General features: G+C 43.2%; 9 protein-coding genes. 1 reads left to right on the top strand and 8 read right to left on the bottom strand.

What is annotated here, in order from left to right; all coding sequences use genetic code 11:
- Window positions 1-1,256: 1,256 nt before the first annotated feature.
- The 5 genes from BW716_RS30320 to BW716_RS30340 all read right to left on the bottom strand — a co-directional run bounded on the left by BW716_RS30320 (window position 1,257) and on the right by BW716_RS30340 (window position 11,374).
- On the bottom strand, window positions 1,257-3,707 hold the full coding sequence (locus BW716_RS30320) for a TIM-barrel domain-containing protein (RefSeq protein WP_083729826.1): 2,451 nt from the start codon (window positions 3,705-3,707) through the stop codon (window positions 1,257-1,259).
- Between the two features lie 57 nt (window positions 3,708-3,764).
- Entirely contained in the window at window positions 3,765-5,309 is a 1,545-nt protein-coding gene (locus BW716_RS30325) for a RagB/SusD family nutrient uptake outer membrane protein (RefSeq protein ID WP_083729827.1), read from the bottom strand.
- A gap of 23 nt (window positions 5,310-5,332) precedes the next feature.
- Window positions 5,333-8,287 carry a SusC/RagA family TonB-linked outer membrane protein gene (locus BW716_RS30330; RefSeq protein ID WP_083729828.1) on the bottom strand — a complete coding sequence of 985 codons (2,955 nt, stop codon included), beginning with the start codon at window positions 8,285-8,287 and terminating at the stop codon, window positions 5,333-5,335.
- Between the two features lie 382 nt (window positions 8,288-8,669).
- Window positions 8,670-10,274: a DUF6377 domain-containing protein gene (locus BW716_RS30335; RefSeq protein WP_083729829.1), complete on the bottom strand. Its 1,605-nt coding sequence runs from the start codon at window positions 10,272-10,274 to the stop codon at window positions 8,670-8,672.
- 59 nt (window positions 10,275-10,333) lie between these two features.
- Window positions 10,334-11,374 (bottom strand): YafY family protein, encoded by a 1,041-nt coding sequence (locus BW716_RS30340; protein WP_083729830.1) that lies wholly within the window; start codon window positions 11,372-11,374, stop codon window positions 10,334-10,336.
- Window positions 11,375-11,667: 293 nt separating this feature from the next.
- On the opposite strand from BW716_RS30340, the gene BW716_RS30345 reads away from it, so the two are divergent.
- Window positions 11,668-12,219 carry a hypothetical protein gene (locus BW716_RS30345; RefSeq protein ID WP_083729831.1) on the top strand — a complete coding sequence of 184 codons (552 nt, stop codon included), beginning with the start codon at window positions 11,668-11,670 and terminating at the stop codon, window positions 12,217-12,219.
- An 81-nt stretch (window positions 12,220-12,300) separates the two neighbouring features.
- Here BW716_RS30345 and BW716_RS30350 read toward each other — a convergent pair whose 3' ends face one another.
- Genes BW716_RS30350 through BW716_RS30360 form a run of 3 tightly spaced genes read right to left on the bottom strand, consistent with a single transcriptional unit; the run spans window position 12,301 to window position 14,325 of the window.
- Complete coding sequence (locus tag BW716_RS30350; RefSeq protein WP_083729832.1) at window positions 12,301-12,516, bottom strand: hypothetical protein; 216 nt, start codon at window positions 12,514-12,516, stop codon at window positions 12,301-12,303.
- Window positions 12,516-13,571, bottom strand: coding sequence for a nucleotidyltransferase domain-containing protein (locus BW716_RS30355; RefSeq protein WP_083729833.1), 1,056 nt, complete (start codon window positions 13,569-13,571; stop codon window positions 12,516-12,518). The genes BW716_RS30350 and BW716_RS30355 overlap by 1 nt, the downstream gene beginning before the upstream one ends.
- On the bottom strand, window positions 13,561-14,325 hold the full coding sequence (locus BW716_RS30360; protein WP_083729834.1) for a nucleotidyltransferase domain-containing protein: 765 nt from the start codon (window positions 14,323-14,325) through the stop codon (window positions 13,561-13,563). Before BW716_RS30360 ends, BW716_RS30355 begins: the two co-directional genes overlap by 11 nt.
- Window positions 14,326-14,597 lie beyond the last annotated feature (272 nt).

A 14,597-nucleotide genomic window follows, 5' to 3' on the forward strand; every position in this document is an offset into this window, starting at 1 on the left:
AGTATAAACAACTTCAATAAGAAAACTATACTCAAAGTACCTAAATATTCGATCCATGGCCGCTTAATTATTACCGAACCATTGAGTAAAAAGACCGGGGATCTTTGCAGGTCCCCGGTTTTTTATGCGTCAATGAAAAACATGTTTGTATATTCAAAGACCAGGATTGGTCTTTGCTGAGTTAAGCTAAACATGAGCCGTTGTATATGTAACATTTCAATAATAGCAGGTAATAATTCTTTTTTTCTTATTGGATAAATTGAATCAGGAACCAGGAATAGTTCCTGCGTGTTTGGTCCTCGATTTGTTACTTATGACTTGTATATAGACACCTCCTTAAACCAGGAATGGAACAAGGATTTTTTAATGAGATGAGATTGTATATGTTCATCGAAATATTTTTTATGAATACTGCTTTTAAAAAAATCCGGCTACCAGGATTAGCATCCGGTTACACATATGAATTATCCCCTAATTTTTTAATATCACTATTATTAGATCACCCATACGATCGAATATAATTCAATAAGATACCGGGTTTCAGGAATGAATCCCGGGGTATGCATTATAAGCTGTTGTTAATAGTGGGTACTATTAATAACCCGTTATGAAAACATCTATGTATGAACCCAAAATCAAAATTTTTGCTGAAGAAAGTAGACGGTAATACTCGCCCCTCTCTTCACTCAAAGAAAGGAGACAGCTATTCAACCCTCTCTGCGCTCAAAGACAGCAGGTGACAATACTCCCCCTCTCTTCAAGCAGAGATAGTAGACGACAATACTCCCCCTCTCTTCAACTCCCCAAAAGTTAAAGACCAGGTATCAGTAATAATTCCCGGGTTTCATATTTCTACTATACCCTATGAGAAATTTACCGCTCTGAAAAACATAACATTGAGAGCAACACTCTTTTGAAGCGCTGTTTTGGCAAATAATGTGGTAATGGAAATCTTGTATATAAATGAATAAGCTGTGTCATCTTAACATAGGTTGTGGTTAACTATTATCAATTGTACAACTCGAATTTACATCATACTTTTAGGTTTTCCTCACGCCATTTCGTTCATTCTTCTATGTTAGTGTTCACCTTGTTCATTCTTAAATATAAAAATTCATGAAAGAGAGAATTCACCAACAGGCATGAAAACCATTTTAAGAAAAGAAGGCCGGCTGGTTCAAACCAGCCAGCCTGTAATCTTGCCTGGTCCCGGTGGAGGCAACCAATACCTACCCCCAACCGGGTAACAGGCTGCATCAAAATTCCACCACAATCCTATCCGCACTATTTTTTATGCTCAGTGCCTGCACCTGGCAAACAGCTGTTGTGGCATACCCACCCTGTGGATCAAAACGGGAAATAGGAGAGAGGAAACTGATGCCGGAAGATAATATAGGTTGTACCCCACCATTGACTTTCACCTGCTGCAATGGCCCAAACCCATGCAGTATAAGGCTGATATTACTAAACTTTGACGTGTAGCTGCCTGTTGCCTCGTCAAGGATCAGCTGGTGATCATAGCGTATTGTTCGCTTGTAATAACCACCCTTTTCATAATCATATGTCTGCCCATCATCTTCATAATAAACAATCGCATTGGCAGTATCCCCTTTATACACATGCAGGTACAACGTATCATTCGGCCGCTCCGCCGTAGTCTGTACCAGTGATTGCATCGGTACTATACTGCCTGCCTTTACATATACTGGTAGCTCATGCATCCCCAATGTATTGATCTTTATCTGCCCACCTGCTATCTGTTCATCTGTATACAGATCATACCAGCCACCCTGTGGAAAATAGATTTCTCCATACTGCTGGGTACTTTCAAAAGGCGCAATCATAAATGCATTACCCAACTGAAACTGTTGCTGGAAACGGCTGTCATACACACGCGCATCCTGCGTGTAATTGATAGCCAATGAACGCATCACCGGCATACCCGTCTCCATCGCTTCATAAAACACACTATAGATATATGGCAATAACCGATAGCGCAGATTGATATAATTCCGCGATACCTCCAGCGCTTCTTCTCCAAATGCCCATGGCTCTGCCGATTTAGTATTGACAGCTGTATGATTCCTGAAATAAGGCAGGAAAGCACCCAGCTGCATCCATCGTGTATAAAGACCAACTCCCGCATTGCCAGTAAAACCACCGATATCCATTCCTGTAAACGGTACACCACTTATGCCAAGGCTATTCATGATACGTACTCCTGCCAGCATATGATCATCTTCAGCCCTGTTATCACCAGTCCAGATAGCTGAATAGCGCTGTAAACCCGCATACCCGGCCCTTGTGAGTATGAACGGCCGTTTATTCATTGCCCCCCGCGCGCCTTCATAACTTGCCCTCACCATTTCCAATCCATATACATTGTGCGCCTGCCTGTGTGTTGTGCCATGACCATCAAAATCAAACAACACATTATCCGGCATCTTTTGTCCCCAGGTCGCGATTTCATTCATATCATTCCAAAACCCGGCTACGCCTACATCTACATATGACTTCAATTGCTGCTTCCACCAGTTACGTCCTTTCTCACTCGTAAAATCAGAAAAGTGGCACCAACCAGGCCATACCTGCCCTGTATACAATTGTCCATCTACATACTTGATGAACACATTTTCCTGCACACCACTTTCATAGGCGGCATAACCTTTCTCCACTTTGATTCCAGGGTCATTGATAACAGTGAGTTGAAATCCCTGCTGCTTTAGTTTACTGATCAATCCTGCCGGATCAGGAAAACGATTTTTATCCCATGTAAACAGTTTATAAGCATCCATATAATGAATATCCAGTGTAATCCCATCTGCCGGTATTTTCTTTTCTCTCAGTGTCTGTGCAATACGTAACACCTCCTGATCGGGATAATAGCTATATCGGTTCTGCTGATAACCCAGGCTCCACAATGGCGGCATATGTATTCTACCTGTCAACCCTGTATAAGCTTGTATAATACCCGCTACAGAAGGTGCATGAATAAAGTAATAATTCATTTCACCCCCTCTCGCTGCAAAGGATGAAAAACGATTATTACTGGCGCCGAAATTGAAATCCGACTGGTACATATTATCCAGGAAGATCCCATAATCCAACCCATGATGAATACCTATGTAAAAAGGAATAGTGCTGTAAAGCGGATCCTGATCCGTTCTATAACCAAATACATCGGAGTTCCAGTTTGTATACGCAGTACCTGCTCTATCCAGTGGTCCGTTCTTTTCTCCCAATCCGATAAAGCGCTCTTCTGGCTGCATTTTCCTGTACGCTGTTACTGTATTATCCACCCATGAAGTCGTTAATCCGCTTTCTTCTTCGTTGATGGGCTGACCATCCGGGGTATAAAAAGAAATGGAGAAAGGCCGTTTACTCACACGGGCTTGTATGAGTGTGGTGGTAATGTTGATCTGGTCATTCGCTTCTTTGATAGTCGCTGACCCGGGAGATGGATGGGCCATAACCGCATAAGAAAAATCATCCCCCAGCGGCTGCCGGTCCATTCTTACCCTGATCACGCTATCATTGTATACACTTATCTGTACATAAGCATGTGTAGTAGTAAGGTTCACCTGGCCTTTCCCAATGCGTACCTGTTTTACATCGCCTGCATTCACGACACCATTCTGGGCAAAGAGCGCCCTGCTGCCTGATAGTGTCGTCAACACTACCATAGCAATCCAAACTAATCTGTTCATATGATGACTTTAACAACATCAGCCGACGGCGACAGATCCGTCAGCTGATGTATGTGATTAATAACCTGTGTTCTGAACCAGGTTCTTATTAACCGAAAGGTCGCTGGTGGGAATAGGGAATAACAAATATTTAGGATCGTCAGCAGGTTTCAGCTGCCATGTATCGAGGAATTTACCAAAGCGGATCAGATCCTCTCTGCGCCAGCCTTCCCAGTACATTTCACGGCCTCTTTCGTCAATCAGGTTATCGAGGGTCAATTCTGTAAATGCAGAAGCACCACGTTTTACTCGCAGGTCATTCACTACTAACAATCCACCTGCTGCATCGCCAGTGCGCAGCATTGCTTCTGCTTTCATGAGCAATACATCTGCATAACGCAGAAACACATAGTCATTGCTCGCGTTATTACTATTCCTTGATTCTTTGGAAGTCAGGTCTGGCGGATATTTCACCACACGGATACCGGACACTTCCAGGGTCGCCTGATCTGTTTCCTGCAATTTCAGTTCTCTTGTAAAGATGAGTGCATGACCCTTTCTATCTTCAAGCGCTACACCACCGGCCCCATATTGTTGCCCAAGCAGGAAGCCTACTTTCAGACCTGTTACATCAGTCACACCAGCATAGCTGCCACCTCTGCGGGTATCGGTGGCCTCAAACTTATCATAGAAATCTGAGATAGTCGTGAAGCCATTCCATCCGCTTGGATCCTGATTATAGTGCAGAGTAGGGGCCCAGCGGCAAAAAGAAGAGTTACCACTTCTGGCAGTACTATAGCCAGGTCCATTGCGCTGGGTAAAGATATTTTCTGTACCGATTATATCATTATTGTAAGCGAAATTGGAAAAGAAATTATTGGCCAGGCTATACTTACCCGATGCAATAATCTGATCTGCCAATGTAATCACCTTTTGCATATCCGCCGCATCAAAGGTGGGTGATTGTCTGTTCAGAAACGCTCCTCTGTTCAGATAAACTTTCATGAGCAATGCCCTTGCAGCATTTTTATTGGCGGTATAAGCCTGTGCACTGTCAGACAGTGTTGGAATGATCGCTTCCAGCTCACTGATGAGATAGTCTGTTGCTTCGTCTGCCTTCAACACTTTAGGTGCATTCAGCAAAGTATCGCCCGGGTTACGGAAAGGTACCTGTCCCCATCCATCAAGGGTCGCAAACATCGAAAATGCACGCAGAAAACGGGCCTCTGCCGCCTGTGCATCGCTGGGCTTGAAGTTTAGCACGTTCGTAGCCAGGAACTGCAACTGAAGAATATTCGTAAATGCATTACTAATGAAGGTATGGTCCGAATTCCAGTTGTGTAGTTTCAATGCCCGCCATACCCCATTATCATCCCAGTCACCACCGCGGGTAGGCGCCACGGCTTCGTCAGCTGTCATTTCGCATAAGGCCCAATAGTTGGATTGGTCCTGAAAAGGCAACTGAAGTCCATCGTAAGCTGTCACCAATAGTGCAGCCACTTTGATCACAGAATCTGCCTGAGACTTGGTTAATGTGGAACCTAATTTTTCATCCAGTTTCGTACAGGACGCCATTCCACCTATTACAAGTACTAATATGATATATGCTATTTTGGATCGCATGTCAGTAATTTTTGGTCAGTGATTTATAACGAGAAATTGATACCAGCGAGGAAGCTCCTGGCTGTTGGATAAGGTGAGTATTCAATACCCAGAGATGTAACCCCGTTGATGTTTTTATCCGTATTTACTTCAGGGTCAAATCCGGTGTATTTGGTAATGATAAAGAGGTTCTGACCTGTTAAGTAAACAGAAGCGCCCTTGATCACCTTTCCGATGTTCCCGATTTTATAACTGAGGGTGATGTTATCCATTTTCATGAAATTGCCTTTTTCAAGGTAACGGCTGGATACCGTGATGGGGTTGGACAATGCCTCTTTGGTACCCACCAGTTTTGCGGCGATATTCCTGGATCCCAGGTTGCCGATAGGCAACACTGTATTGGCAGTGTTATTATAGATATCGAATCCGAAAGCACCGTGCATATTCGCACCGAGTGTCCAGCTTTTATAATTCACGGAGGTGATGATACCCATCATGGTCTTGGGGTTAGGTTGCCCCAGGAAGTACATGCTGTTACCATTATCCTTGTATATACCCTGGCCATTGTCATCAAAGCCTTCGAACTGTCTTACATAAAAAGAGTTCAATGGCATGTTGTTCACCAGGCGCTGAGCATAAGCGTTAGACACACCTTGCCCGCTGATGGAGCCAGTCAGTACCGGAGGGCCATCGTAGTTTCTCAGCTCGTTGGTCAGGAAAGTGGCATTCACCCCCAGATCCCACGTGAAATCTTTAGTCGCTACCACATCGCCACGAATTACGATTTCAAACCCTTTGTTGATCACGTTGGCAGGCAGGTTGATCCAGTAATTGGATGCTGGTGCCGGCTGAATAGCAGGGAAGTTGAATAGCAGGTTAGTAGTATTCTTATTGAAGTAGTCGACGCTACCATACAATCTGCCGTTGAAGAATGCATAGTCAATACCGGCATTCAGCTGTTTTGAGCTTTCCCATTTCAGATTAGGATTGGCCACATTACTCAGACTGGCGCCTCCATTGGCGTTGAGGGTATATTGTTCCTGTGCAGCACCTGCAGGGAACTCCTGGTTACCGGTGATACCCCAACCTACGCGCAGTGCCAGCTGGTTGATGGTCTTATTATCTTTCAGGAAAGACTCATTGGCGATATTCCATTTAGCGGCGAAAGAAGGAAAGTAACCATATTTATTGTTCTCCCCGAACTTGCTGGAACCATCTGCTCTCAGGGTAGCGGTCAGCAGGTATTTGTCAAAGAAGTTCAGGTTAACCCTGCCAAAGTAGGATTGCAGTTCTGACTTCGGATTTCTAAAGGAAGAAATGAATGTATTGGTCTGAGTAGGATTCTGCAGGATATCTACATACTTCAGCTCATCGGTGGTAAAACCTAAACCACCCATACTACGGCCTTTGTAGTTAAACTGCTGGCTTTCATAACCGACTACAGCGCTAACGAACAGGGCTTTCGTCACCTGTTTATTATAGTTCAGGGTGTGGGTGAACAACTGGGATGTCAGGGTATTGGTTCCATAATAAGCCTGCCCGTTATCCTGTACACCAGTGATATTAATAAAGGAAGCAATCTGCGTTTCCCTTTCACCCACCTGATGGTTGATGCTATAAACAAAACGGTATTCCAGGTCGTTGGTGATTTTGATATAAGGAGAGAGGTTCGCCAGAATGCTGTTCACATTCACCACATCATCATAAGCGGCGGACATTGCCTCCGGGTTGATGGCTGAACCGGCTCCCAATATGTTAAAGGAACCATCTGCCTTACGAAGCGCCAGGGTAGGGTTCCATTGCAATGCCTGACCGATAAGGCTACCGGTAAAACCGGCGTCATTTGTAATTGGCGCAATCTGTTCCGTGGTATGTGCAGCCTGAATAGAGTAGTCGATACCTATTCGCTGGTTGTCCAGTAATTTAAACTGGCCATTCAGATTGGCAGTATACTTTTTCAGACCGGTTTTCTTTACGATACCCTGTTGATCCAGCATACCAAAAGAAGCACGGTATACGCCATTATCATTTCCACCGCTAAGACCCACATTCACATTGTGAGTGACACCTGTACGGAGAATGCTGTTCATGGCATCTACATTGCTGCCCTCATCGCCGGAAGTGAGGTTATATTGTTTCAGTGCTGCTCTGTACCCTGCGGCATCCAGTACATCCAGTTTTTTCAGAATACTGCTGGCACCAGCGGAGTAATTGACATCCAGTTTTGGAGGCCCGGACTGTCCCTTCTTTGTAGTAATGATCACCACGCCATTGGCACCTCTGGCACCATAGATGGCGGTAGCAGATGCATCTTTCAATACATCCATGGATTGGATATCGAAGGAGTTGATAAAATTAAGCGGGTTGGCATCCGGGGTCTGACCTAAACCATTTGCATTCACAGATGGTTTGGCGGTACGACCATCCAGCGGCATACCATCTACCACATATAGCGGTTGGTTACCGGTTCTTACAGAGGAGTTACCACGAATTCTTACAGTAGTGGCGCCACCTGGTGCACCACTGTTATTCATGACCATGAGGCCGGCTACCTTACCCTGGATCAGCTGATCGGGGGCGGTGACGATCCCCTTGTTAAAATCGGCCGATTTGATCGAGACAACCGAACCTGTCAGGTCCTTTTTGCGGGTAGTACCATAACCTACTACCACCACATCGGTGAGGGTAGTGCTGGTAGGTACCAGTGAAATGGAGAATTCAGATTTTCCGGCGATGCTCACTTCCTGGTTTACATAACCGATGAAGGAAATAACAAGCGTGTTCGCATTGGGGGGAACACTTAATTTAAAAGTACCATCTACAGTGGCAGCAGTACCTGTGCTCGTACCTTTTACCTGAACGGTAGCACCTGGAACGGGGTTGCCATTTTCGTCTGTTATTTTACCGGTGACGGGCCGGTTCTGGGCGCTGGCTATGCCTGCTACTAGCAGTAATAACGAGCATAATAGCCGCACCTTACAAAACAGGAGATTGGTCATGGATCAGTTTTTATTGGTTTGTGGAATATTGATGCCGTATAGAAAAATGAAATGAATGGAGTGTACGGTCAGGCATGCTGACGTACTTAGGTCCATTAAAAAAATGAGAAAGACAAGTTTCAGTCCGTTACAGGACTGTCATCACAACTGGATCTTTCATAACTGGAATTAAAAAAATGCTGCGCGTCCGGGTCACTACAGTTTACAATAAACTACAACACAGGCTTTGGTTGATGATTCAAAATAAATCGGATTGAACAGGTGGGCAATTTATATGGCCCTGATATAGAAAATAATATTTAAAACAGGTTTTCTTTCATAACAAATTAGTTAATAGTCAATCACTTACAAACAAATTATGAATTTATATATATAATGGTTATTACAGTGCTTTTATGTCCATTAGCCGCTCTTCAAACTCCTCTTTTGGGATGATTGCCTTGTTCTTGATCTTGGTTTTATAGGTGTAAATCGTGTTAACAGAGTACTCCAGAATCTGGGCAATTTTTACATTGTCATTGATGCCTATCCTTATTAAGGCAAAAATACGAAGATCTGTATTGAGCAATTCATCTTCTTTTAATCTGATCTGGTCTTCTTCTTTAAAAAAGGAATTAAATACGGTGACGAAGTTGGGGAAGATGCGGAGGAAAATCCTGTCAAAGTTTCTGAACAATTGTTCCCTTTCATCCTTCAGGTCTATATTATTTACCAGGTACTTGACCTCGCTATATTTATTATCCGACAATTTCTGGTCGGCCAGTTTTTTGAACTTCTTAATTTTGTCGAGGTAAGCAGAGTTGATCTGGAAGCAATAACCGATATATTCTTCTTTGATTTTATTCGCCTCCATCAGTTTCTCGTTAATTTCCTGTTGTACGGCATGAGCTGTAGTAATGGCCTGTTGGGCAGATTGCAACTTTTTATACTGCTTGAGTATAATGATAGCCAGCCATACCAGCACCAGGAGGAGAAGCGTAACGATAGTGGCGTATACGAACAGCATTTTTTTCTGTCCTTCTACCGTATTGATTTTTTCCCCCTCGATGATGGGAACAATGGCACTTAGCTGCACTTTTCTGAGACGGGCGCCGTAAAACGAGGCATCGGTGACAGCATATTCTATGTACCGCGAGGCATTCTTTACATCCTGTTCTTTAAAAAGGAGACTCGCCAGAATAAACATGGCAGTAGTTTCCTTGGTACTGGATTTAATATCTGCCATGGCAGCAATAGCCATCATAATGATAGCACTATCCTTTTTGCCGGTACGAATAAAAATGTTTCCCAGAGAGGAAGTGGCAATCGCAGTTTGGTGTACTGTCAGATCTGTATGGGCCACCGCTAACCGATAATAATAGGCCGCACTATCCAGGTTACCTGCTTTCTGATACATCAATCCATAATTATAGTCGTAACTGAAACTATGGGGTTTAAAAAGTACCAGTGCGGAATCTATACAGGCACCTCCCAGCTGGGTATAACCGGGTGCAAAATATCGGTCGCTGCTATAATCCGTAAGGTCATAATAATAACGGCTCTTCAATGCGTAGTATTCTGCCCTGGCGCTATCAGGCAATTTATGCACATCAATCACCGCCAGGTAATCGCCGGTTTCTTTAAACATACCCGACGACAAAAGCACAAATCCCAGTTTAACACCCGCATAATTGATCCGGCTGGAATCTTTCATCTTTTCCGCCAGGGATTTTAATTGCTGGGCGTACGCGAATGCAGAATCGAATTTAAAAACTTTGAACTGCTCATATAGCTGCTGGCAGATATCAAACTGTTCCCGAAGGGAAAGGGAATGAGTACTTATTAATTCAGCTCTCAGCGCATTGATCTGCCTGAGTTTGTCTGCATCATACACAGCAGCCTGTTCGATAGTATGGTTTAACCGTTCCAGCAAGCTGTCATTTTGGGGGAAGGCGTGGAGCAGCCCATAATGCATGAGCAAAAACAGCGAGATGATCTTACACTTCATTCGTTCAATTTTGTGGAATTGGGTAGGAGAGTATGGTCACTCCTGAGCACTACAGTTTTCTACGAAGCTGCGCTGGCTTCTTTATCTTCCTCATCATAACCGGTTATTCCATTTTTAAACTTCCAATATATGCGCTTTCTGAGACCTTCAGGTGCTAACACCCTCATTCCATCTCCATAACCAAGAATTTCTCTTTCAAGTTCCAGGTTCAGCTGTACCTTGATTTTAATAACAATTCCATCCGCTCTGTGTTCAAGAATTTCCTGGGAATGGTGCATGGGTTTAGTAGCAATATAAGGCGCATGTTCCTGGCTAACAAATAGTTTTACATTCTTAGCACTTTTTTCATTGGAAACCGTCACCCCGACTACGTCATGGTAAAACTCGGCAGGTGATATACGGCCATTTTCTACATAGAGCGCTTCCGGACAAAAGCAGATTGATTCAATTCTGTCCAGGGCCAGGTTCTGAATTTGTGCAGTTTTGTTTTTCACCCCTACTGCAAACCACCTGTTTTTAAACTCCTTTAGCCACCATACATGGAATTCGAAGGTACTTTCTGCTCTGGCCTTGAACGATTGGTAAGTAATGGTGACCGCTTTTTGCTGAATGATGGATTGATATATAATCTCCAGGTGTTCCAGTCCTTTCAGTCTTTCATTTTTTTCAAAATCGATCACTGATTCAGTCTGGTTCGCTGCGGAGTAAACGTGGTCTTCCAGTTTCTGTACCACTTCATTCAGATTCGTGAAATGAGAGAAGCCTTTAAACTGTTTCAGGATTTCCACCGCTTCATTCATTCTGCCCAGATCCTGTTCACTCAGTGGAATATTTGTGATGCTATAGTCAGCATCTTCGTATGTATAATACTTCTTACTCACTACTATGATCGGAGCATTATATCCCAGTTTGTCACTACGCATAGTTTGAATATCCGCCTGCACGGAGCGACGGCTAATGCCCTTGTCGATACCTTCATAATCGTACAGCGCATCAGATACAGCATCTATCAGGTCTTCCAGGGTCCACTTCCTCCGGCGGTTTCTTAAGCAGGCGTCAATGGTTTTATATCGGATTAAAGCATTCTTATTAGCAGGCATTTCCGGGATATTTTTTCAAAAAGTAGGAAAAAAAATTAATTGCGCAAAAAAACTGCGCAGTAGACATAGACATTTGTATTGTCGATTTAACAATAACGACAATACGAACTTTTACGGCTTTTCGTCCATTAGGACATTTTTACAATTTGTGTCTTTTAGTTTAGGAGTGGCTTTTTTAAGCCGCTCTGACCTAACCCCAAACAATACTAATAATCAACCACTTACATCTCTGAAAAACAAAACCCCTGTTTTCAGGGATTCTCAGGGATCGTAATCCGCACTACTTTTACATCATGATCAGGTACGGCAGTATAGCACTAGTAATCTTGGCCCTGGCTATTGGAGGCTATGTTTTACTTGCCTACAAATTCGACACAATCATAGTATATGACAGGGAAGCAGCATACACCACAGTTGGTAGACACCTGTCAGTACAGCCGGAATTCATGATCAATGCCAACCAGGAAGTGCGGGTGAATATTAATTTTGAAGATGTACACGAATCCGCCTTGCTGAAAAACCTGGAAGTAAGTCTTACACCAGCGGGAGACACATCTAAAACCATTCCGCTACTTTCTGTCACAGTCAGCGACTGTAATCCTGGAAATGGAGCTACTACATTCACTGAGCTTTCAGAAAATTGTAAACTGCTTCAACCTGGGTATTCAACTCCAACCAAATCTTTCACATTCGCCTTTGATGCGAATACCGTGCGCCGAAATGCTTATCTCGTCAGAATACGGGGTAACATTAATACTGATGGCAGCAATGCTGCGACTCCTTTTGCTAAGGAGATCAGTATCGAGAAGGAAACAGTGCTGCGGGAAAGAAGCTGGTTGTATTAAATGCGAACGATTCCTATGCCTAATAAAAACCCGATTTTGAGATTATTCCAATCTATCCTATGACAACTACGCAGGCATTCTCTACTTTTCCTTCAAATCTGATCGGCGCCCTGACCTGCCAGGTCGCCGATCAGCCTGGTAGGTTATCTCTTTCCGACCAGCGAAAAGGCAGCGAAAAGTATCTTTCACACTATCTGCACCTTCTATACAGGCAATCAATGCAACTACAGCAGCTGTATCAAATACGTCATTGATAACGGTAAACCCTTTCTTTGCAATAGCTGTTCGATGATCCATTATTGATAGAATTGTGTTCTGATGGTGATCAATAGTTCATTCGTCTTTGCTTCATCCGGCATCTCCGGCAGATCTGACTGCTCGTAGAGTTGTTCTATCCGGTCCAGCTTTTCATCTACCATATTCAGGAGATCGTTGTACTCAAAGCCGCCACTTTTTATTCTCAGGAGGAACTCCCTGTCCGGTCTTTCTACAATGATCTTTTTATGTACAGCAATTTCCTCCGCCATATTCAGCAGGCGAAAAGTGTGCATCATATTTTTTGCATCGTAGTTCTTACCATGCGAAAGGGTATTTTGAAAACGCACATCGTTTCTGTTCTCTACCCATTCCAGGTATTCTTTGTATTCACGGCAGTAAACGGAGTAACCATCTTTATTGAACTGCATCACGGCAACAGGGGAGAGGTCCTTCGGAATGCTGCTCAGACGAACATCATTGGCATCTTCGCCGGATATCATCCCTTTTAATGTACCCCCTTGCCGATGATACACTAAGTATACATCTCTAAAATGTGGTACACTGGTCAATCCGCAATCTTCTTGTTTAAAGTGATACTTTTCTAACCATGTAGCGAGTGGAATACTTCCATTTTCATCAATAACGTAACAGAATTCAGGTACACCCTTTCTCACTTTTTCTGCAGGACGGTTGATCATTTTATTCAGCCCTTTCGCTTTTTTTATCTGCGAAGCGGCATAACCAGCAAAAGTATCCTTACATAATTTCGAAAGAAAAGCTGACGGTTTAATCAGTTCCATCAGCGGATGTCTGAACAGCACACAGCTTTCCGGTGTACCCAGTAATTCCAGGATATTAGGATTGTTCTTTTGTAATAATTCCAGGAATCTTCCTATTTCAAAATATACTTCGTCGTTCGTTGCATTGGAGACCTGTGGCGTATAAGTAAAACCATACAGCTCCTGCTGAGGTAATACATAAATTCCTTTCAGGTCTGTATCTGAAGTGGCAGAATGCAATTGTTGGGAGCGGCTGCCGCTGATGGCCTTCAACAACAGATGTTGAGGTTCATTCATTAATTGCTCAAAGGTCATAGTTACGAATGTATTTTCTAAACAGCACATCCAGTTCAATCGTATCGTTCTTAAGTGGCAGCAGGTTGGCTGTCTTATCATTACAATATTGAATTGTATCAGCTATCCATTGTTGAAGAGCCATGACAGGTGAGATCAATGTTCTCTCATCAGCTGCCTGTTTTTGAACCAGCAATGCATCGATGGTTTGTTGCCATTGCGCATCGGTGATCAACGTTCTCAGTACATGAAATTCCATGGGAGGCACCTGTCCTTTTTCTACAATCCACTTTGCTGCCAGCAAAGGTCGTAGTGCATAGAAATACTTTTTGATCCGGACCTGGTCTCCCTGTAAGTCATTCTCAAATGTATTTTTCGCCATGGAAATGTAGTGGTGACAGCCGGCTCTTTCAGAGAAATATTTATTCGCAAGTGTCAGTAATTCAGTCTTGAGTTCTTCGTTAGCGATATACAATATAGGTGATTGTATCCATTCGTATAACGGTGCATTTGACTTCAAAAAAAGTTGCAAAGCTTTGCGCAAATCCCACCCCCCAATGTCGAGTACTTCATTTACCGGTAATTCAATGACATCTTTTCTGTCAGCGATACTTAGGTAATCATTTAACGGACGGATGTAAATAAATCGAACATCGTAGTCACTGTCAGGTGACGCAAATCCCCATGCTCTACTACCTGACTCACAGGCATATATGATTTTTACGCCCTGACTTTTTTCAATCATTGACAATTGTTCTGCGATGATTATTCTCATTTTTTTTCTGCTATTTTAAGGTCAACAACAATTGAATTTTCTGTTAATTAGCTATAGGAAAGCAATTCAAGCTAAAAAAAACTTTTGAAATATTTGTGTAGAATGAAAAATTTATTTCATCTTTGCATCGACAAAATTATTTAAACAATTCACATATGCAGTACCTCGTATTAAAAAATATAGACACAGTCGGTCTGAAGATCGGCACCGTCCGCGGGGAGTGTTATGTCATGAAATAGTACAATCAACTAATTCAATATAACAAGAGCCCT

This window comes from [Flexibacter] sp. ATCC 35208, assembly GCF_001975825.1.
Taxonomy (GTDB): Bacteria; Bacteroidota; Bacteroidia; order Chitinophagales; family Chitinophagaceae; genus Chitinophaga.

Bases quoted from the DNA above. Each gene is read 5' to 3' on its own strand.
- BW716_RS30320 (WP_083729826.1), bottom strand. From the start codon at position 3,707: ATGAACAGATTAGTTTGGATTGCTATGGTAGTGTTGACGACACTATCA.
- BW716_RS30325 (WP_083729827.1), bottom strand. From the start codon at position 5,309: ATGCGATCCAAAATAGCATATATCATATTAGTACTTGTAATAGGTGGA.
- BW716_RS30330 (WP_083729828.1), bottom strand. From the start codon at position 8,287: ATGACCAATCTCCTGTTTTGTAAGGTGCGGCTATTATGCTCGTTATTA.
- BW716_RS30335 (WP_083729829.1), bottom strand. From the start codon at position 10,274: ATGAAGTGTAAGATCATCTCGCTGTTTTTGCTCATGCATTATGGGCTG.
- BW716_RS30340 (WP_083729830.1), bottom strand. From the start codon at position 11,374: ATGCCTGCTAATAAGAATGCTTTAATCCGATATAAAACCATTGACGCC.
- BW716_RS30345 (WP_083729831.1), top strand. From the start codon at position 11,668: ATGATCAGGTACGGCAGTATAGCACTAGTAATCTTGGCCCTGGCTATT.
- BW716_RS30350 (WP_083729832.1), bottom strand. From the start codon at position 12,516: ATGGATCATCGAACAGCTATTGCAAAGAAAGGGTTTACCGTTATCAAT.
- BW716_RS30355 (WP_083729833.1), bottom strand. From the start codon at position 13,571: ATGACCTTTGAGCAATTAATGAATGAACCTCAACATCTGTTGTTGAAG.
- BW716_RS30360 (WP_083729834.1), bottom strand. From the start codon at position 14,325: ATGAGAATAATCATCGCAGAACAATTGTCAATGATTGAAAAAAGTCAG.